Source organism: Pseudoroseicyclus tamaricis (assembly GCF_012070395.1).
GTDB classification, from domain to species: Bacteria; Pseudomonadota; Alphaproteobacteria; order Rhodobacterales; family Rhodobacteraceae; genus Pseudoroseicyclus_A; species Pseudoroseicyclus_A tamaricis.
Window position 1 is genome coordinate 969,352 of the sequence record NZ_JAAFYS010000002.1, and the last position, 17,511, is coordinate 986,862.

At 67.4% G+C, this 17,511-nt stretch carries 16 protein-coding genes and 1 tRNA gene; 6 read left to right on the top strand and 11 right to left on the bottom strand.

Translation table 11 applies throughout. The features are described 5' to 3' along the window. Positions 1–30 precede the first annotated feature (30 nt). From GY170_RS11055 to GY170_RS11065, 3 genes are all read right to left on the bottom strand, one after another. The gene (locus GY170_RS11055) at positions 31–540 is read right to left on the bottom strand and encodes a MarR family winged helix-turn-helix transcriptional regulator (RefSeq protein WP_163893506.1); all 510 of its coding nucleotides are present in this window, start codon (positions 538–540) and stop codon (positions 31–33) included. Between the two features lie 127 nt (positions 541–667). Continuing rightward, entirely contained in the window at positions 668–985 is a 318-nt protein-coding gene (locus tag GY170_RS11060; RefSeq protein WP_235937834.1) for a succinate dehydrogenase assembly factor 2, read from the bottom strand. After that, on the bottom strand, positions 975–1,346 hold the full coding sequence (locus GY170_RS11065) for a helix-turn-helix domain-containing protein (protein WP_163893508.1): 372 nt from the start codon (positions 1,344–1,346) through the stop codon (positions 975–977). The genes GY170_RS11060 and GY170_RS11065 overlap by 11 nt, the downstream gene beginning before the upstream one ends. Positions 1,347–1,422: 76 nt before the next feature. Here GY170_RS11065 and GY170_RS11070 point away from each other — a divergent pair, with 76 nt between their 5' ends. Together GY170_RS11070 and GY170_RS11075 are read left to right on the top strand one after the other, a co-directional pair. Then, positions 1,423–2,628 carry a pyridoxal phosphate-dependent aminotransferase gene (locus GY170_RS11070; RefSeq protein WP_163893510.1) on the top strand — a complete coding sequence of 402 codons (1,206 nt, stop codon included), beginning with the start codon at positions 1,423–1,425 and terminating at the stop codon, positions 2,626–2,628. Positions 2,629–2,677: 49 nt separating this feature from the next. Next, complete coding sequence (locus GY170_RS11075; protein WP_328800617.1) at positions 2,678–3,178, top strand: hypothetical protein; 501 nt, start codon at positions 2,678–2,680, stop codon at positions 3,176–3,178. Here GY170_RS11075 and GY170_RS11080 read toward each other — a convergent pair. The 4 genes from GY170_RS11080 to ypfJ form a co-directional block, all read right to left on the bottom strand. Next, positions 3,122–4,513, bottom strand: a complete 1,392-nt coding sequence (locus GY170_RS11080) for an MATE family efflux transporter (protein WP_163893512.1) — start codon at positions 4,511–4,513, stop codon at positions 3,122–3,124. The genes GY170_RS11075 and GY170_RS11080 overlap by 57 nt on opposite strands. Positions 4,514–4,798: 285 nt before the next feature. Further along, positions 4,799–6,973 carry a Hint domain-containing protein gene (locus GY170_RS11085; protein ID WP_163893513.1) on the bottom strand — a complete coding sequence of 725 codons (2,175 nt, stop codon included), beginning with the start codon at positions 6,971–6,973 and terminating at the stop codon, positions 4,799–4,801. A gap of 616 nt (positions 6,974–7,589) precedes the next feature. Continuing rightward, a tRNA-Leu gene (locus GY170_RS11090) sits at positions 7,590–7,675 on the bottom strand. A 91-nt stretch (positions 7,676–7,766) separates the two neighbouring features. Then, positions 7,767–8,639 (bottom strand): KPN_02809 family neutral zinc metallopeptidase, encoded by an 873-nt coding sequence (gene ypfJ / locus GY170_RS11095; protein ID WP_163893515.1) that lies wholly within the window; start codon positions 8,637–8,639, stop codon positions 7,767–7,769. A gap of 132 nt (positions 8,640–8,771) precedes the next feature. On the opposite strand from ypfJ, the gene GY170_RS11100 reads away from it, so the two are divergent. Next, positions 8,772–9,350: a YqaA family protein gene (locus GY170_RS11100; RefSeq protein WP_163893517.1), complete on the top strand. Its 579-nt coding sequence runs from the start codon at positions 8,772–8,774 to the stop codon at positions 9,348–9,350. Then, positions 9,347–9,814 carry a disulfide bond formation protein B gene (locus GY170_RS11105; RefSeq protein WP_163893519.1) on the top strand — a complete coding sequence of 156 codons (468 nt, stop codon included), beginning with the start codon at positions 9,347–9,349 and terminating at the stop codon, positions 9,812–9,814. The genes GY170_RS11100 and GY170_RS11105 overlap by 4 nt, the downstream gene beginning before the upstream one ends. A 4-nt stretch (positions 9,815–9,818) precedes the next feature. Here GY170_RS11105 and GY170_RS11110 read toward each other — a convergent pair whose 3' ends face one another. Then, on the bottom strand, positions 9,819–10,088 hold the full coding sequence (locus tag GY170_RS11110; protein WP_163893521.1) for an usg protein: 270 nt from the start codon (positions 10,086–10,088) through the stop codon (positions 9,819–9,821). Positions 10,089–10,278: 190 nt separating this feature from the next. Between GY170_RS11110 and gyrA the strand changes: the two genes are divergently transcribed. Beyond that, positions 10,279–13,032: a DNA gyrase subunit A gene (gene gyrA / locus GY170_RS11115; RefSeq protein ID WP_163893523.1), complete on the top strand. Its 2,754-nt coding sequence runs from the start codon at positions 10,279–10,281 to the stop codon at positions 13,030–13,032. Positions 13,033–13,152: 120 nt separating this feature from the next. After that, positions 13,153–14,076: a hypothetical protein gene (locus GY170_RS11120; protein WP_163893525.1), complete on the top strand. Its 924-nt coding sequence runs from the start codon at positions 13,153–13,155 to the stop codon at positions 14,074–14,076. 131 nt (positions 14,077–14,207) lie between these two features. Here GY170_RS11120 and GY170_RS11125 read toward each other — a convergent pair whose 3' ends face one another. From GY170_RS11125 to GY170_RS11135, 3 genes are all read right to left on the bottom strand, one after another. Further along, positions 14,208–14,807 carry a superoxide dismutase gene (locus GY170_RS11125; RefSeq protein ID WP_163893527.1) on the bottom strand — a complete coding sequence of 200 codons (600 nt, stop codon included), beginning with the start codon at positions 14,805–14,807 and terminating at the stop codon, positions 14,208–14,210. A 95-nt stretch (positions 14,808–14,902) separates the two neighbouring features. After that, positions 14,903–15,973 carry a hypothetical protein gene (locus tag GY170_RS11130; RefSeq protein WP_163893529.1) on the bottom strand — a complete coding sequence of 357 codons (1,071 nt, stop codon included), beginning with the start codon at positions 15,971–15,973 and terminating at the stop codon, positions 14,903–14,905. Between the two features lie 120 nt (positions 15,974–16,093). Next, on the bottom strand, positions 16,094–17,431 hold the full coding sequence (locus tag GY170_RS11135; RefSeq protein ID WP_163893531.1) for a GSCFA domain-containing protein: 1,338 nt from the start codon (positions 17,429–17,431) through the stop codon (positions 16,094–16,096). Between the last annotated feature and the right edge of the window lie 80 nt (positions 17,432–17,511).

The following is a 17,511-nucleotide window of genomic DNA, read 5'->3' on the forward strand; positions in this document are numbered from 1 at the left end:
CCGGCCAGGGGCTCATTCCGAGCCCGGTGTTCAGTAGATGTAGCGGATCTGGTCGGCCCAGTACCGCTCCACCCGGCGCAGGGACATCGTGATGTTGTCCAGCCCCTCGAGGTCGATCACGCCGCGGCCCGTGAGCCCCTCGGCATGGGCGGCGAAGAGCTTGGCGACGATATCGCGCACGTTGCGGCCCTTCTCCGTCAGGCGGACACGCACCGAGCGACGGTCGATCTCGCAGCGCTGGTGGTGCATGTAGCCCATCTCCACCAGCTTCTTGAGGTTGTACGACACGTTGGAGCCCTGGTAGTACCCGCGGCTTTTCAGTTCGCCGGCGGTCACCTCGTTATCGCCGATGTTGAAGAGCAGAAGCGCCTGCACGGCGTTCAGCTCCAGCATTCCCAGTCGCTCGAACTCGTCCTTGATAACGTCCAGCAAAAGGCGGTGAAGACGCTCAACCAGTGTGAGCGCCTCGAGATAGCTCTGCATGAACCCGGCGTTGACGCCCAGTTGCGAGTCATCCTCAATGGCACTGTGCAAGCTCATCCGGCTCTCTCCAATCTGGCCTTTTCGATCCTAACTTGGAGAAAATTGCTCAAGATGTGGTTTAAAACCCAGTCGGAATGTGTCGGAAAAGGGGCAATTAGCGGGAATTGCAAAGGCATGCGGCCCGCTATTCCGGCCGCGTCACCCCGCTTGCGCCCTTGCGAATAAGGGCCACGACGCCCTCCAGCCCCTCCGGTGCCGGCTGGCCGGTGGCGACCCAGAGGTAAATGTCATGGTCATTTTCGTGAAGGAGGCGCTCGTAGGAGTCGAGGAGCGATTCCTCCAGGTGAGGCAGCTGCCGGACGGCGAAGTCGCCGAGGATCAGGTCCATCTCCTTGATGCCCCGGCGGATGGAGCGCATGTGCAGGCGGCGCAGCCGCGTCTCGCGGCTCTCGTCCGCCGGCGGGGCGCTCGCCTGCAACGGCACGCCCCCCTCACCCGGCACGGAGACGCTTCTCCAGCCGGCCGAGGCGGGCCAGCGTCGCCGTCATCTCGGCGCGGATCTTGCGGATCTCGGCCAGCTCGGCGGCATTGTCCTGCGCGTCCGTCTCGCCCGGGCCGTCCGGCCCGTCGCCGACGCCGGTGAGCATCCAGGAGAGGGAGACGCCGAGCATGCCGGAGAGCATCTGCAGCTTGTTGGCGCGCGGCTCGGCGCGGTCATCCTCCCACCGCTCGACGGTGCCGACCTTCACGCCCAGCCGGGCCGCGAGCTCCTTCTGGGCGAGGCCGGCCGCTTCACGGGCACCGGCGATGCGGTCTCCGAGGGTGGCGCTGTCCTCACTGTACCAGCCGTCTTCGGGGGTCATGTCTGGCTCCTCCTTGCCGCATATGCTGGGCCGGCTTATGACAGCCGCGCCTTTGATATTCCAGTCTGGAGCCGACATGCCTCCCTTCCTTGCCGACGCGCTCGCCCGCGTGAAGCCCTCACCCACCATCGCCGTGACGACGAAGGCGGCGGAGCTGAAGGCCGCGGGGCGCGACGTCATCGGCCTCGGCGCGGGGGAGCCCGATTTCGACACGCCGGCGAACATCAAGGCCGCGGGCATCCGCGCCATCGAGGAGGGGCGGACGAAGTACACCCCCGTCGACGGCATCCCCGAGCTGAAGCGCGCCATTTGCGCCAAGTTCGAGCGCGAGAACGGGCTGAGCTACGAACCGGCGCAGGTGACGGTGGGCACGGGCGGCAAGCAGGTGCTCTACAACGCCTTCATGGCGACGCTGAACCCCGGCGACGAGGTCATCATCCCGGCGCCCTACTGGGTCAGCTACCCCGACATGGTGCTCCTCGCCGGCGGCGAGCCGGTGGTGGTGGCGGCGGCGCTGGAGACGGGGTTCAAGATCACGCCCGAGCAGCTGGAGGCGGCAATCACGGAGCGGACCAAGTGGTTCCTCTTCAACTCGCCGTCGAACCCGACGGGCGCCGGCTATTCCCGCGAGGAGCTGAAGGCGCTGACCGAGGTGCTGATGCGCCACCCCCACGTCCACGTCATGACCGACGACATGTACGAGCACCTGACCTTCGGCGACTTCACCTTCTGCACGCCGGCGGAGGTGGAGCCCGGCCTCTACGAGCGCACGCTGACGGTCAACGGCGTCTCCAAGGCCTACGCGATGACCGGCTGGCGGATCGGCTACGCGGCCGGCCCGAAGGAACTGATCGGCGCGATGCGCAAGATCCAGAGCCAGAGCACCTCCAACCCCTGCTCCATCTCGCAATGGGCGGCGGTGGAGGCGCTGGACGGCCCGCAGGACTTCATCGCGCCGAACCGGGCGCTCTTCGAGCGGCGGCGCGATCTCGTGGTGGCGGGGCTGAACGCCTGCCCGGGGATCACCTGCCCGGTGCCGGAGGGGGCCTTCTACGTCTATCCCGACATCTCCGGCTGCATCGGCAAGACGAGCCCCGGCGGCGCCGCGATCACCGATGACGAGGCCTTCGCCACGGCGCTGCTGGAGGAGGAGAACGTGGCAGTGGTCTTCGGCGCCGCCTTCGGGCTTTCTCCGAACTTCCGCGTCAGCTACGCTACCTCCGACGCCGCGCTGACCGAGGCCTGCGCGCGGATCAAGCGGTTCTGCGAGGGCCTCAGCTGAGGGGAGACCAGCGAGGCCGGCCATCAGGCCGGATGAGCGCCGCCGCCTGATGACCGACCTGCCGAAATACTTCTACCGCATCCGCGAGAACGGCGCCGCCGTCTTCGAGGTGGAGACGGAGAACCGCGAGCGCCGGCTGGAGCTCAACCAGATCGCCGTGGCGAACTGGAAGAACGGCGACATCAAGCCCCACGGCCAGCACGAGCTGACGGAGGCGGAGCGGGCGGAGATCGAGGGCTGGATCGCGCAGCGCCGCGCCCTCGTCGCCCGGCGGGAGGTGGACGATATCCACCGCGCCATCGACCACCTCAACCTCACCGCCCAATGGGTGCAGGCCCGCGCCACGCCGGAAGAGCTGGAGGAGGTGACGGACCCCCTCCTCCTCGCCATGCACGATCTGCGGACGATCCTCGTGCGCCGCAAGGCCGAGCGGCTGGCCGAGGCCCCGGCGCGGAATGTGCCGCTCGGCGCGGGACGGGGGGCGGGGGAAAGCTCAGGCGGGCGCGATGTCGGTGGCGACGGTGCCGGGCGGGATGACGAGGCGGATTGAGCGCAGCCAGAAGCGCAGCGCCAGCCCGATCACCGCCGCCGTCAGCCCCAGCGTCAGGCCGAACCACAGCCCCTCCGGCCCCAGCCCCAGCGGGAAGGCGAGGAGCCAGGCACTCCCCAGCCCCACCAGCCAGTAGGAGAGGCAGGCGATCACCATCGGCACGCGCATGTCCTGCACGCCGCGCAAGAGCCCCATCGCCGTCGCCTGCCCGCCATCGGCGAACTGGAAGAGCGCCGCGATGGCGAGAAGCGGCACGCCGAAGGCGACGATCTGCGGCTTCAGCGGATCCTCCGGATCGACGAAGAGCCCCACCAGCTCCGCCGGCCAGATCAGCAGGATGGCGACGACGACGAAGCCGAAGAGCACCGAGATCGCCTGAGCGGTGATCGCGGTGCGCTTGAGGTCGATGGCGCTCCCCCGGCCCACGGCGCCGCCGGCGCGCACCGTCGCCGCCTGGCTCATGCCGACATGGAACATGAAGAGCAGCGCGGTGAGCTGCATGGCGATGCCATGCGCCGCCAGCTCCACCTCGCCGATCCAGCCCATCATGATGGCCGAGCCGGAGAACATCCCCGATTCCGCCAGCGCCGTCAGGCCGATGGGAAAGCCGAGGCGGAAGGCCTGGCCCAGCGCCTCCCAGTCCGGCTTCCAGAAGCGCACGAAGAGCTCGAACTGCGGCGCCTTGCGGGCGGCGTAGACCGCCGCGGCGACGGCCATGGCGATCTCGAGGATGACCGAGGCGATGGCGGCGCCGACGATGCCCAGCTCCGGCGCGCCGAGATTGCCGAAGATCAGGCAGTAGTTGATGCCCGCGTTCAGCCCGACGCCGGCGACGGTGATCCACAGCTGCACGCCCGTCAGCTCCAGGGCGCCGAGGAAGCCGCGGATGGCGGTGGCGAAGAGCGCCCCGAAGAGGCCGAAGGCGGCGATGCGCAGGTACCCCTGCGCCGCCTCGGCCACCTCCGGCGGCTGGCCCATGGCGAGCAGCAGCGGCTCGGAGAACCAGAGCGGGATGACGGCGAGCGCGGCGTAGGCCAGCGTCAGCCACATGGCCATGCGCGTGAAGCGGCGGGCCCGCACCGCATCCCCCCGCGCCGCGGCGGAGGAGACGACGGGCGCCACGGCGATGCCGAAGCCGGCGCCCATGATGAAGAGCACGAACCAGACATTGGTGGCGATCGTCGCCGCCGCCAGCGCGGTGACGGAGTACCAGCCCAGCATCAGCGTGTCGGTCATGTGGATGAGGAAGTTCGCCACCGAGGCGCCGACGAGCGGCAGCCCGATGCGGAACAGCGCACCGGCATGGGAACTCAGGCTGGACGGTCGCGCGCTCATGGCGCTCCTCTAGGCGCTGTTTCGGGGACCGTCCAGTGGGCGGGTTTGCGGCGTGACGGCCACTAAAATGAGCGCCTTTGGCGCACGCCCTTGAGTGCGTTGGGGGCTCTGCCCGTCGCCATTGGGGCTCGGACCAATGGCGCCGCCAAAGGCGACCCCCCGGGATTTCTGGGACCAAAGACGATGGGGCCGGTGGAGGGCGGGCCGCGGAGACGAAAAGGGCGGCGGGGCCAGTGGCCGCGCCGCCCGGGGGCTGCCCCGAAAGGGGGCGGCCGGATGCACCTGTTACCGAACCAGAAGCCGGGCTTCGTGCTTCTTCAGCGACTTGCGGGCCGCCTGGTAGTTTTCCAGCCCCGCACGCTCCTTCAGCTCGGGGAAGAGCGTGAAGATCTCGTCGCGCTGGTCGCCGTCGATGCCCTTCAGCGTGAAGTCGCCGGGCTGGAAGCTTTCCGTCCACGCGCCGTTCGAGAGCACCACCTGGTGACGGTCGAACATGAAGTGGATGTAGGCGGTGGAGGCGACCTGCACCTCCACGATCCCCGGCATGCCGACGAGGTGCTTGGCGGCCGCGAGAACCTCGCTCTCCTCGAAGTAGAGTTGCGTGCGCTCGGAGGCGACGAGCAGGCGGTGGTTCGGAGAGACCATCATGTCGCGCTCCGGCAGGCCGTTGCCGAGGGCGCCGGCCTTGATGAGCACCGGCTTGAGCTGCGGCGTCGCCATGAAGTCGCGGGCGGAGACGTCCTTGCGGCCGACCCAGCGGATCTCCTGGATGCCGTTGTCGCGGGTGATGATCCGGTCGCCCTCGCGCAGGCTCTCCACCGGGACCTCGCCGCGCGGCGTGGCGATGGCCGTGCCGGGGGTGAAGCAGGGGACGACGTTCTCGATCTCGACGAAGGTCATCGAGGTGCCGTCCTTGAAGTGGACGATGCCATCCTCGCGGTCGTCGGAGGTGTACTCGACGCGGTCGACGGTGCCCGGATCGAGGAGCAGGCTGTCGAAGTCATCGCCGCCGGCGCCGCCGTCGACATGATCGCCGCCGTTGCCGCCGTAGAAGACGTCCCGGTCGTTGTTGCCGAAGAGCGTGTCGTTGCCCTGGCCACCGATGATCGTGTCGTTGCCGCGGCCACCGGTGATGTAGTCGTCGTCGACGCCGCCATCGAGGTAGTCGTTGCCGTCCTGACCGTGGATCACGTCGTCGTCGTCGAGGCCGTAGACCGTGTCGTCGCCGGCGGAGGCGAAGATCGTGTCCTGCCCGTTGTCGGTGACCTGGTCGCCCGCGTCGTCGGGGATGTTCAGCTCGTCGGGGAAGCGGGGGTCGAGCCCGCCGTAGATGACATCGTTGCCGGCGCCGCCGATGATCGTGTCGGAGCCTTCGCCTCCGACGATCGTGTCGTCGCCCTTGTCGCCCTGGATGTAATCGTTGTCGATGCCGCCGTAGAGCACGTCATCGCCGTGGCCGCCGTAGAGCTTGTCGGCATCGTCGCCGCCATAGATCGTGTCGTCGCCCGCATCGCCGTAGAGCGTGTCGATGCTGTCGAGCGGGGCCGGATCCTGCTGGAGCGGCGGGTAGGGGTTGTCGAAGCGCGGCAGCTCGTTGCCGTCGCCGTAGATGACATCGTTGCCCTCGCCGCCATGGACGGTGTCCTGCCCGTCCCCGGCGATGACGGTGTCGTCGCCGCCCTTGGCGAAGATCAGGTCGTCGTTGCCGTCATGGCCCGGCAGCAGGGCGTCGTCGCCGTCGACCACGTCGCCTTCCGGGTCACCGGTATAGGAGGTGTCGATCAGGTCGTCGCCGGATGTCCCCTCGACGGTGCCGTCGGGGCCCTTCGGCGGGGTGGGATCGGTCGGGTCAGTCGGGTCGGTGGGATCGGTCGGCTCGAGGAAGTGCTCGATCTCGACGAACTCGATGACGTCGCCCGTCGGTTTCCCGTCCTGATCGAGGAGGACAACCTTGCCGTTGTAGCCGTTGCCGTTGAGGTCGGGCGTCAGATCGACGATCTCGTACTTGCCGACCTGCGTCAGATCGAGCGTGTCGTTGTCGTCGCCCCAGGCGCCGCCATCGATCCAGTCGTTGCCGGTGGAGGCCACGATGACGTCGGCATCGTCGCCGCCGCCGATGAAGTCATCGCCCTCGCCGCCGAGGATGGTGTCGTTGCCGCCATCGCCCTTCAGCGTGTCGTTGCCGACGCCGCCCTCGATGTGGTCGTCGCCCGCGCCGCCGAAGACGACATCGCCGTCGCCCCCGGCATAGATGCTGTCGTCGCCCTCGCCGGAATATATGTGGTCGAGCTGCTCGCCGCCGTAGATGACGTCATTGCCGCCGCCGCTGTAGATGTCGTCGAAGCCGGCACCGCCGAAGATGGTATCGGCACCGTCGTCGGGGGCATCACCCTCGGGATCGCCGGTATAGGTCTCGTCGATCAGATCGTCGTTGGTGGTGCCTTCAACGGTGCCAGCCATGTGTCCACTCCATTCATCTGCCGGACGCACCGGCCGCGGCACCTGCCGCGCATAAAGGTTCCAGTGGCGGCCGAACGAAGGTTCGCCGCGCGGCACCGCCCGAGGGGCGATGCGGTCACTGCCTGTTCCGCCAGGGAGCTTGAGCTCAGCAGCAGATTACGTATCTCCCGGCTGTCGCGCCGGACCGGCTCCCCCAAGCCGGAGACCCACGAGCGGGGTCGCGATCTGGATACCGGCGAATTTGGTACGAACAAAGCGAAAATTGTCGGAAAGATGTGCGCATCGGGGCGGGCGGCGGAGAACCGCGCCTTCTTTCCCAAGCGTCAGGGAACGCTGGGGAAATCCATTGTTTCGGTTATTTCTTTAATAGCGCCTTAAAAACCGTCAAATCGGGCGCATTCTCAACCTTAGGGAGTGTAAAGGCACCCTATTGTTGCGGAGATGAGTCCCCGGCCTGAGGGGCCGGTCCGGAGGCAGCAGGGGAAACCAGCGGCGACCCGGTGTCTCCAATGGTGAACCAATTGGCAGAGCTCGCCGCGATTGGTGCCGGGGCGCCCCGACGCGGCCGGCTGGAGGGCCGGCTCGAATCGTGGATTGGCGGGCGGGATCGCAGGGGTGGTACCGGTGGTCGGACTCGAACCGACATGATGTTGCCATCGGCGGATTTTGAATCCGCTGCGTCTACCATTCCGCCACACCGGCACGGGGCAAAACATGCGCCGCCACCTAGCCGGGCGGCGGCGCTGTCGTCAATGTGCCGCCGCACCGAAGGCGCGGCGGCACGGGCGGCAGGTCACAGGGTGTCGGTGCCGAAGGTGTCGCAGGCGACGAGATCGCCCGTCTGATAGCCCGTCTCGAACCAGCGCTGGCGCTGCTCGGAGGTGCCGTGGGTAAAGCTCTCCGGCCGCACCCGGCCGCCGGCCCCGCGTTGCAGCGTGTCGTCGCCGATCTGCGCCGCGGCATTCATCGCCTCGGCGATGTCGCCGGGCTCCAGCGTGCCGAGCTGGCTTTCCGCCGCGCGGGCCCAGATGCCGGAATAGCAGTCGGCCTGCAGCTCGATGCGCACGGATATGGCGTTGGCGTCCGCCTCGCTGACCCGGGCGCGGAGCGCATTGGCCTCGGTGAGGATGCCGAGCTCGTCCTGCACGTGGTGGGCCACCTCGTGGGCGATGACATAGGCGGCGGCGAAGTCGCCGCTGGCGCCGAGCTGGCGGTCGAGCGTGATGAAGAAGTCGGTGTCGAGATACACCTGCTCATCGGACGGGCAGTAGAACGGCCCGGTCATGGCGCTGGCGCCACCGCAGGCGGAGTTCGTGGCGCCGGAGAAGAGGACGAGCGTCGCCGGATCGTAGGCCTCCCCCAGCTCGGAGCGGAAGATGCGGGCCCAGACCTCCTCGGTGTCGGCGAGGGTGACGGCGACGAACTCGCCCGCCTGCTCGTCGGCATCACTCAGCTCACGCGGGCCGGTCTGGGTGGTATAGGTGCCGCCCCCGCCGCCGAGGCCCCCGCCGCCGAGCAGAGGCGTCAGATCGACGCCGAGGAAGAGCCCGATGACCACGATGGCCACCAGCCCCAGCCCCCCTGCCCCGCCGACGCGCATCGCGGCGCCGCCGCGCCCGCGCCTGTCGACCACGTTCCGGCTTTGTCTCCGCCCCTGCCATTTCATGTGCACTTGCTCCTGCTGACGCGACACACGGGCCCGTGAGGACCTGCTTCTTCCGCTCGTGAACGCCGGCAGATTGACCATCGTTCCCGCGCGTGGCCTAAGGGGTCCGCGCGGGGGCAGTGGGGATCAGACGTGATACGCGGGCTTTATGACTGGACGCTGTCGCTGGCGTCACATCGCCATGCCACCTGGGCGCTGGCCCTGATCGCCTTCGTCGAAAGTTCGTTCTTTCCCATTCCGCCCGATGTCGTGCTGATCCCGATGATCATCGCCCGGCCGGGCCGCGCCTTCTTCTATGCGCTGGTGGCCACCGTCGCCTCGGTGCTCGGCGGGCTCTTCGGATACTTCATCGGCCTCAGCCTCTTCGAGCAGATCGGCCAGCCGATCCTCGATTTCTACGGCAAGGGCGAGGATTTCGCCCATTTCGCCGAGCGCTACAACGAGTGGGGCGCCTGGGCGGTGCTGATCGCGGGTGTCACGCCCTTCCCCTTCAAGGTGATCACCATCGCCTCCGGCGCCACCGCGCTGTCGCTGCCCGTCTTCATTCTGGCGTCCGTCATCGCGCGGGCGCTGCGCTTCTTCCTCGTCGCGGCGCTGCTCTGGCGCTTCGGAGAGCCGATCCGCGACTTCATCGAGCGCCGGCTGGGGCTCGTCTTCATTGTCTTCTGCCTGCTGCTCGTCGGCGGCTTTCTCGGTGTGACGTATCTATGACCCGCAAATCCCTCTCCCTCATCGCCGCCGGCGGCTCGCTGGCGCTGCTGGCCGGTGCCTTCCTCTTCCAGACGCTGGGCTACCTGCCCTGCAAGATGTGCCTCTGGCAGCGCTGGCCGCATGTGGTGGCCATCGGGATGGGCGTGCTGATGCTCATCGTGCCGAACCGGGCCTGGCCGTGGATCGGCGCCGCGGCCGCCGCGGTGACGAGCGGGCTCGGCCTCTATCATACGGGGGTGGAGCGGGGCTGGTGGGAAGGCCCGACCTCCTGCACCTCCACCGGCACCTCGCTGTCCGATCTCGGCGGCTCCGACCTTCTGTCGATGGACGGGCCGGGAATCGTGCTCTGCGACCAGGTCTCCTGGGCCTTCGCGGGCCTGTCGATGGCGAGCTGGAACGCCATCTTCTCGCTGATCCTCGCCATCATCTGGGTGCGTGCGGCGACCGCGAAGGCCGCCCGCTGACCCCTCAGTGGTAGGTGAATTCGCCGACGACGCTGCGCCACTGGCCGGGGGCGACCTGCTTGCGGTGCGTGAAGCGGATGGAATGCAGCGGCCCCTCGATACTCTCCTGCCAATGCTCGATGAGCTTGAAGAGTCGCGGGTGATCGGGGGCCAGATCGTAGTCCTGCCAGATGAAGCTGTTGAGAACGCTGCGATAATCCGGCATCCGATAGAAGATCTCCGCCGTCGTCAGCCCGTAGCCCTTGAGCATCAGCTCGGTCTCGCTCACCGCCATGTGCCGCTCCTGTTGCCTGCCTGCAGGAAAATGCTTGGCCGGCGGCCCCGTAAAGTCAACGAAAACAGCGTGTTGGCAGATGGCCTTGGTGGCTGCCAACCGTGAGGGGACGCTGGCATTGTAACCCATGGCTGGGGGGTGATAGAGTGCCGTCCAACAAGATATGGCGCGATGACAAGCAGGCCGACACGTGAGCGATACGCCCGACATTCCCCCCGGTGATGACGAAAGCAGCAGGCCGGAGCGGCCGAGCGGCCCCAGCGTCTCCATCAGCCAGGAGCTGAAGACCGCCTACCTCGACTACGCGATGAGCGTCATCGTCTCCCGCGCGATTCCCGACCTGCGCGACGGGCTGAAACCCGTGCACCGGCGCATCCTCTACTCGATGCACGAGACGTCGAACACGCCGGACAAGCCGTACCGCAAGTCCGCCCGCCCCGTCGGCGACACGATGGGCCGCTACCACCCGCATGGCGACGGCGCGATCTACGACGCGCTGGCCCGGATGGCGCAGGATTTCTCGATGTCCCTCCCCCTGCTCGACGGTCAGGGCAACTTCGGCTCGATGGACGGCGATAAACCCGCCGCCATGCGCTACACCGAAGTGAGGATGGACAAGCCGGCCACCTACCTGCTCGCCGATATCGAGAAGGACACGGTCGACTTTCAGGACAATTACGACGGCAAGGATCGCGAGCCGACCGTCCTGCCGGCGCGCTTCCCCAACATGCTGGTCAACGGCGCCGGCGGCATCGCCGTGGGGATGGCGACGAACATCCCGCCCCACAACCTCGGCGAAGTCATCGACGCCTGCCTCGCGCTGCTGGAGAACCCCGATCTGAGCTCCGACGAGCTGATCGAGTACGTGCCCGGCCCCGACTTCCCCACCGGCGGGATCATCCTCGGCCGCTCCGGGGCGCGCAAAGCCTATCTGGAAGGCCGCGGCTCCGTCGTCGTCCGCGCGCGGACGGAGATCGAGGAGCTCCGCAAGGATCGCTACGCCATCGTCATCAAGGAAATCCCCTACCAGGTGAACAAGGCGGCGATGATCGACCGCATCGCCGAGGCGGCGCGCGACAAGCGCATCGAGGGGATCGCCCACGTTCAGGACGAGTCCGACCGCGAGGGTGTGCGCGTCGTCGTCGAGCTGAAGCGCGATGCGACGGCGGAGGTCGTGCTCAACAACCTCTTCCGCTTCACCCCGATGCAGACGTCCTTCGGCTGCAACATGCTGGCGCTCAACGGCGGCAAGCCCGAGGTGCTGACGCTGCGGGGCTTCCTCACCCACTTCCTCGACTTCCGGGAAGAGGTGGTCGCCCGCCGCACCGCGTTCGAGCTGCGCAAGGCGCGCGAGCGGGCGCATATCCTCTGCGGTCTCGCCGTGGCGGTGACCAATGTCGACGAGGTCGTGGCCACCATCCGCGCCTCCGCCGACGCCGCCGAGGCGCGCGAGGCGCTGATGACCCGCCGCTGGCCGGCGGAGGACATCGCCGATTACATCAAGCTGATCGACGACCCGACGCACACGATCAACGACGACGGCACCTACAACCTCTCCGAGACGCAGGCCCGCGCCATCCTCGAGCTGCGCCTGCAGCGCCTGACGCAGATCGGCGTCAAAGAGGTGACGGACGAGCTGGAAGAGCTGGCCGCTCGGATCAAGGATTGCCTCGAGATCCTGCGCTCGCGCAGCCGCATCATCGGCATCATCCGCGAGGAGATGGAGGAGGTGAAGACGCTCTTCGCCGTCCCCCGCCGCACGGAGATCACCGACTGGGCCGGCGATCTCGACGATGAAGACCTCATCGAGCAGGAAGACATGGTCGTCACCGTCACGCAGGGCGGCTACATCAAGCGCACCCCGCTGGCCGACTTCCGCGCGCAGCGGCGCGGCGGCAAGGGCCTCTCCGGTGGCGGGCTGAAGGAAGAGGACGTCGTCACGACGCTCTTCGTCGCCAACACCCACGATCAGCTCCTCTTCTTCACGACCGACGGGATGGTCTACAAGCTCAAGTGCTGGCGCCTGCCGCTGGGCGCGCGCACCTCGCGGGGCAAGGCGGTGGTCAACATCCTGCCCATCCCCACGGGTGTCTCCATTGCCGCCATCATGCCGGTCGACCGGCCGGAGGAGGAATGGGACGCGCTCAACATCGTCTTCGCGACCTCCGCGGGCGACGTGCGGCGGAACGCGCTCTCCGACTTCACCAACGTCATGCGCAACGGCAAGATCGCGATGAAGCTGCCCGACGACGGCTCCGTCTCCCTCATCGGGGCGCGCATCTGCTCGCCCGAGGATGACGTGATGCTGGTCACCGATTCCGGCCGCGCCATCCGCTTCCAGGTGACCGAGGTGCGTGTCTTCGCCGGCCGCTCCTCCACCGGCGTGCGCGGCATCCGTCTGCACAACGGCGACCGCGTCGTCTCGATGTCGATCATCCGCCATTTCGAGGCCGATCCGCAGGAGCGTGCCGCCTACCTCAAGATGCGCCGCGCCGTGGCCGGCGTGACGGAGGAGCCGGAGAGCGACGAGGACGACGCCCCCGCCGGCGCCATCAGCCCCGAGCGCTATGCCGAGATGTCGGCCGCCGAGCACCTGATCCTCACGATCACCCGCGGCGGCTCCGGCAAGCTCTCCTCCAGCCACGACTACCCCGTGCGCGGGCGTGGCGGCCAGGGCGTGATGGCGATGGACAAGGCGATGCGCGGCGGGCCCATCGTCTCAACCTTCCCGGTGGAGATGGGCGACCAGATCATGCTGGTCACCTCCGCCGGCCAGTCGATCCGCGTGCCGGTGGAAGGCATCTCCTTCCGCTCCCGCTCCGCGGGCGGCGTGAAGGTCTTCAACACCGGCAAGGGCGAGGAGGTCGCCTCCGTCGCGTGGATCGCCGAGAGCGAGGCGCCCGAGGCCCCCGAGGCCTCGCCGGAGGAACCGGGCGAGGCGTGACCTTGGCGACACGCTCGACTCAGGGTTGATAAGGGAGGGGGGCGCAGCGGCAATTGCGCCCCCCTTTCATTCATGAGCACCGTCCTTGCGAAAACCACCTGTTTCCCCCGTGAGGACCGAATGCGCACCTATTCCCTTCTTGTCGCCACGAGCCTTGTCGCCCTTCCGGTGACGGCGTCGGCGCAGACCATGTTCGGCGAAACCTACATGTCTCTCGATCTCGGCGTTGCCTCGTTCGAGAGCGATTTCGGCGATTATTCCTACGGCTCCCTCGACGGCACCTACGAGACGACCCTCGGCAATATCCTGCTCGGGCTCGATGTCGACATCACCAATGACGAATCCGTCCAGACGAGCACGGTTACCGCGATGGGCGGCTACCAGATCACGCCCTCGATCCTCGCCGGGGCCTTCGTCTTCGCCGATTTCTACAACGACTCGGAATTCGACGAGAGCGACGACTACACCACCGCCGGCGTCTACGCCGAGTACGTGACCATCTCCTTCGGCTCCGCCCTCGCGGTGGAAACGGAGCTCGATGACGACGAGGACGGCGACGTCTTCCTGACCTTCCTCGGCACCACCGAGCTGCCGAGCGGCGTCAGCGTCGATGCCACGGTCAACCACGTCCTCGACGGCTCCGACACGGGCGACTCCACCTCGCTGGACGCGATCGTCGGCTACGAGCGCGGCGCCATCTCGGCCGACCTGCTCTACTCCTACGACCACTTCGAGGGGGTCGACGAGGGCGATCAGGACGTCGCCGTGGCGGCCACCTACGACTTCGGCGCCATCGACGTGACCGCTGGCCTCGCCGCGCTGGCCGATGACAACGACGATATCGTCTACGCCCTCGGCGCCGGCTACGATTTCAATGCCGGCCTCTCCATCGACGTCGTCGCCACCTATTACGACGACAAGGACGGTTACACCGAGGAAGGCATCGGCTTCCGCCTCTCCTACCTCGTCGGCACGCCGAACACCGTCTACTCGGACGTCCAGGAACGCTTCGAGGACTTCAGCGCCAAGTTCGCCTCCTACTGATCCTGGCCCCGCGCCGGACGGCCGCCCCCCCGGGGCGGCCCTCCTGCCCTGCCCCGGTTCGGGCACCGCGCACGAAAAAAGGCCCCGGCAATGCCGGGGCCTTTCTCTTAGTCTAAGGTGTTGGGCGCGCCTCACATGCGGGAGGCGACGTTCTCCCAGTTCACGAGGTTGTCGAGGAAGTTCTTCAGGTACGCCGGGCGCTTGTTGCGGAAGTCGATGTAGTAGGAGTGCTCCCACACGTCGCAGCCGAGCAGGGCCGTCTGGCCGAAGCAGAGCGGGTTCACGCCGTTCTCGGTCTTGGTGACCTTGAGCGAGCCGTCAGTGTCCTTCACCAGCCAGGCCCAGCCGGAGCCGAACTGGCCACCGCCGGCGGCGGCGAACTCGTCCTTGAACTTGTCGACGGAGCCGAAGCTCTCGACCAGCGCGCTCTCCAACTCGGAGGGCATCGCGGAGGTACCCGGGCCCATCATCTGCCAGAACTGGCTGTGGTTCCAGTGCTGGGAGGCGTTGTTGAAGATGCCGGACTGCGCCACGGCGCCGGGCTGGTAGGTGCCGGTGACGATCTCTTCCACCGACTTGCCTTCCCACTCCGTGCCTTCGATCAGCTTGTTGCCGGTCGTGACATAGGCGTTGTGGTGCAGGTCGTGGTGGTACTCCAGCGTCTCTTTGGACATGCCGTTGTCGGCGAGAGCGTCATGGGAATACGGCAGATCGGGAAGTTCGAAAGCCATGGCGGGGCTCCTTTCGGAAGCTTGGTGAATTTGACCCTAACATGGCCACGCTCGGGCGAAGGTCAATGCCGCGCGGGGCCGCAGGGGACCACAAGTCAGGGCGATTGCAGCGCCTTGTCCTTGTCTTCGAACATCTTGGGGAAGGTCAGATGCTCCTTCAGGAGCTTGCCGGGCAGGTTGGCAAATTCCCCCGGTGGGCGCTGCAGGTAGGAGAAGAACATGGCGTTCTGGTCGATCCACCACAGATCCTCGCCATGGCTGCGGCTGAAGAACAGTCGAACGTAGTCGCAGATCAGCGTCAGGTAGGCGAGCGCCTGCGGTGTCGCCGGCGCATAGACGGCATGGGCGATGATCCGGTGCCACGGCAGGCTCATGCCCCGCATCAGGCGGATCTGCATCTTGCGGGGCGCGAAGCGGGGATGATCGAGCAACTCCGCGAAGTCCTTCTCGCAGCGCATGTCGATATCGAAGACAAAGGCGGGCAGCCCCATGTCCTGGATCACCCGGCGCGCCGCGAAGAAGCGGGCCGAGGCGTAGTAGGACCGGTCGGCCAGCTGCGCCTTGCGCTCGATGAAGAAGATCACGTCGTCGCCGGCATGGGCGCGCATGAGCTCCATCGCCTCGGCATCGGGCTCGATGACATGGTAGACGGCGAGGTAGCCGGTGCAGCGGGCGCGCAGGCTTCCCAGCGATTGCGGCAGAAAGCGCTTGAGATAGCCGCTGTCGGTCGAGAAGACGATCGCGTAGCGGGCCTCCCGTCCCTCCCCCTGCACCTCGACCTCCGGCTCTTGGAAGGTGATCCCGTCACCGCGGGCGATGAGGGGCCAGTTGGGGTTGCGGACGGCGCTGTTGAGCCCGAGCGAGGCGAAGAAGTGCAGGGACTTGGAATGGTAGCTGGCGTTGGCCATCCAGGCCCAGCCCATCTTGCGGTCGCCATCCTCGAAGGCCAGAGCGGCGCGAAAATGCGACAGCGGCGACAGCACGCCGGCATGCTTGAGAAGCCGCTCGGCGGCGGGCCTGTCCTGCATCATGAAGGCCGAGCGCAACGCCAGATCGCACAGGCGGATCATCTCGTTCTGCGCCTGCAGCTCGGAGGGGTTCTCCTCGATCAAAGCGGTCACCGGCTCGACGACGTCAGTGTGACGGTTGGAGAGAAAGGCCCTCATGGCGTCTTCGTAGGTGATCAAGCCCTGCCCCCCGCCCCACCGGGCTGTTCTGTCCGGCTCCGAGGGCCGCCTGCTTCAAAAATTCGCATGTTTGCCCCTGCCCCGCAAGGTCAGCGCGGCTCAGAGCCACGTCACCCGCTGGCGGAACTCGGAGCGCTCGGGGAAGTCCTCCACGTGGCGCGCCATGAGGGCCTTGGCCTCGCCGGGGCGGCGGAGCGGGCGGCAGAGGGTGATCATGCGCTCCAGCGCGTCTGGGCGGGCCGGGTCAATCTCCGTCGCCTTCGTCAGGGCCGTCCAAGCCGTCTCCAGCGCGTCGATCCGCCGCGCCGCCGTGGCTTCGAGGATCAGCGCCTCGGCGGAGCCGTCGGCCAGGGCGCGGTTGGCCTCCATCAGCGCCAGCACGTCATCGTATTTCTCCAGCCGGCTCAGCATCTTGGCGGAGGAGACGAGCCCCTCCCCCGTCACGGCGCCCGGGTCCGCCTCCGCCCCGCCGGGCAGGTAGCGGGTGAGGACGTTGGACATGATGCGATCGACCAGCTCGGGCGCCACATGGCGGTAGTCGTTCCGGCTCCACGCCACCTCGGGTGAGGAGAGGGTGACGAACTCGTAGGAGGGGAAGTAATCGACCCCCGCCTTGCCGATCAGGAACTCATCGAGCGCCGCCCGCTGGACGGACTTGGAGTAGGCGTTGGCCACCAGCACATCCATGTCACGGAACGTGGCCAAGAGCGGGACGGGCGAGACCGTCACCAGCATCTTCAGCGGCTTGGTGCGGTGGCGGCAGAGCAGCGCATGCAGCTGCTCCAGCCCCTCCAGCACGTCGCGGTAGGACAGCACGCGGAACTCGAAGCGCTCCGGCTCCGCCCGGATCGCCTGCATGGGGGGCATGACGTTGAGATAGAGGCCGAGGGCCCGGTCATACCATGTCTCGACATAGCCGAGGGTGAGGATGACGACGTCGGCCTCCACCACGGCCTTCAGCCCGTCGAGGTAGCGGTGGCGGAAGGCGAGGATCTCCTCGGGCGGGAAGTCGAGCCGCGCCATGCCGAGCTGCGCGTCGAACCACGTCCCCTTGGCGCCGGGGTAGAGGATGTCCCGACCCGGGAAGCGCTCCCGCTCCAGCGCCCAGGTGATCTCGTTGAGCACCGAGTGGATGGAGTACTTGTTGAAGAAGTTGGCCGCGTCATCGAGGCTCTCGCCGACCTCGCCCAGCGAGAACTCGCGGGAGAGGACCCGCATCCCCGCCTCGTCCAGCGCCCGCTCGATATTGCGCGCAAAGCAGGAGCCGATGGCGAAGACGCTGTCGCTCCGCGCGATCTCGAACGAGGGCGCGCAGGAGGGGGAGGCGAGCGGGTAGAGACGCTCGCCGTCCCTGTCCGGCGCGGGGAAGCGGCGCAGCGGGTTGGTGCGCGCGCGCGCCATCGCCTCGGTGGCGGTGAGGGTTTCGATGTTGCTCATGCCCGGCCTTTCGTCTGGCGGTTCTGGTGCAGGGTCAGGATGTCCAAATTAGGGCAAAATTCTATGCAATACATGGAAGG

Bases quoted from the DNA above. Each gene is read 5' to 3' on its own strand.
- GY170_RS11055 (WP_163893506.1), bottom strand. From the start codon at position 540: ATGAGCTTGCACAGTGCCATTGAGGATGACTCGCAACTGGGCGTCAAC.
- GY170_RS11065 (WP_163893508.1), bottom strand. From the start codon at position 1,346: ATGACCCCCGAAGACGGCTGGTACAGTGAGGACAGCGCCACCCTCGGA.
- GY170_RS11070 (WP_163893510.1), top strand. From the start codon at position 1,423: ATGCCTCCCTTCCTTGCCGACGCGCTCGCCCGCGTGAAGCCCTCACCC.
- GY170_RS11075 (WP_328800617.1), top strand. From the start codon at position 2,678: ATGACCGACCTGCCGAAATACTTCTACCGCATCCGCGAGAACGGCGCC.
- GY170_RS11080 (WP_163893512.1), bottom strand. From the start codon at position 4,513: ATGAGCGCGCGACCGTCCAGCCTGAGTTCCCATGCCGGTGCGCTGTTC.
- GY170_RS11085 (WP_163893513.1), bottom strand. From the start codon at position 6,973: ATGGCTGGCACCGTTGAAGGCACCACCAACGACGATCTGATCGACGAG.
- ypfJ (WP_163893515.1), bottom strand. From the start codon at position 8,639: ATGAAATGGCAGGGGCGGAGACAAAGCCGGAACGTGGTCGACAGGCGC.
- GY170_RS11105 (WP_163893519.1), top strand. From the start codon at position 9,347: ATGACCCGCAAATCCCTCTCCCTCATCGCCGCCGGCGGCTCGCTGGCG.
- GY170_RS11110 (WP_163893521.1), bottom strand. From the start codon at position 10,088: ATGGCGGTGAGCGAGACCGAGCTGATGCTCAAGGGCTACGGGCTGACG.
- GY170_RS11120 (WP_163893525.1), top strand. From the start codon at position 13,153: ATGCGCACCTATTCCCTTCTTGTCGCCACGAGCCTTGTCGCCCTTCCG.
- GY170_RS11125 (WP_163893527.1), bottom strand. From the start codon at position 14,807: ATGGCTTTCGAACTTCCCGATCTGCCGTATTCCCATGACGCTCTCGCC.
- GY170_RS11130 (WP_163893529.1), bottom strand. From the start codon at position 15,973: ATGAGGGCCTTTCTCTCCAACCGTCACACTGACGTCGTCGAGCCGGTG.
- GY170_RS11135 (WP_163893531.1), bottom strand. From the start codon at position 17,431: ATGAGCAACATCGAAACCCTCACCGCCACCGAGGCGATGGCGCGCGCG.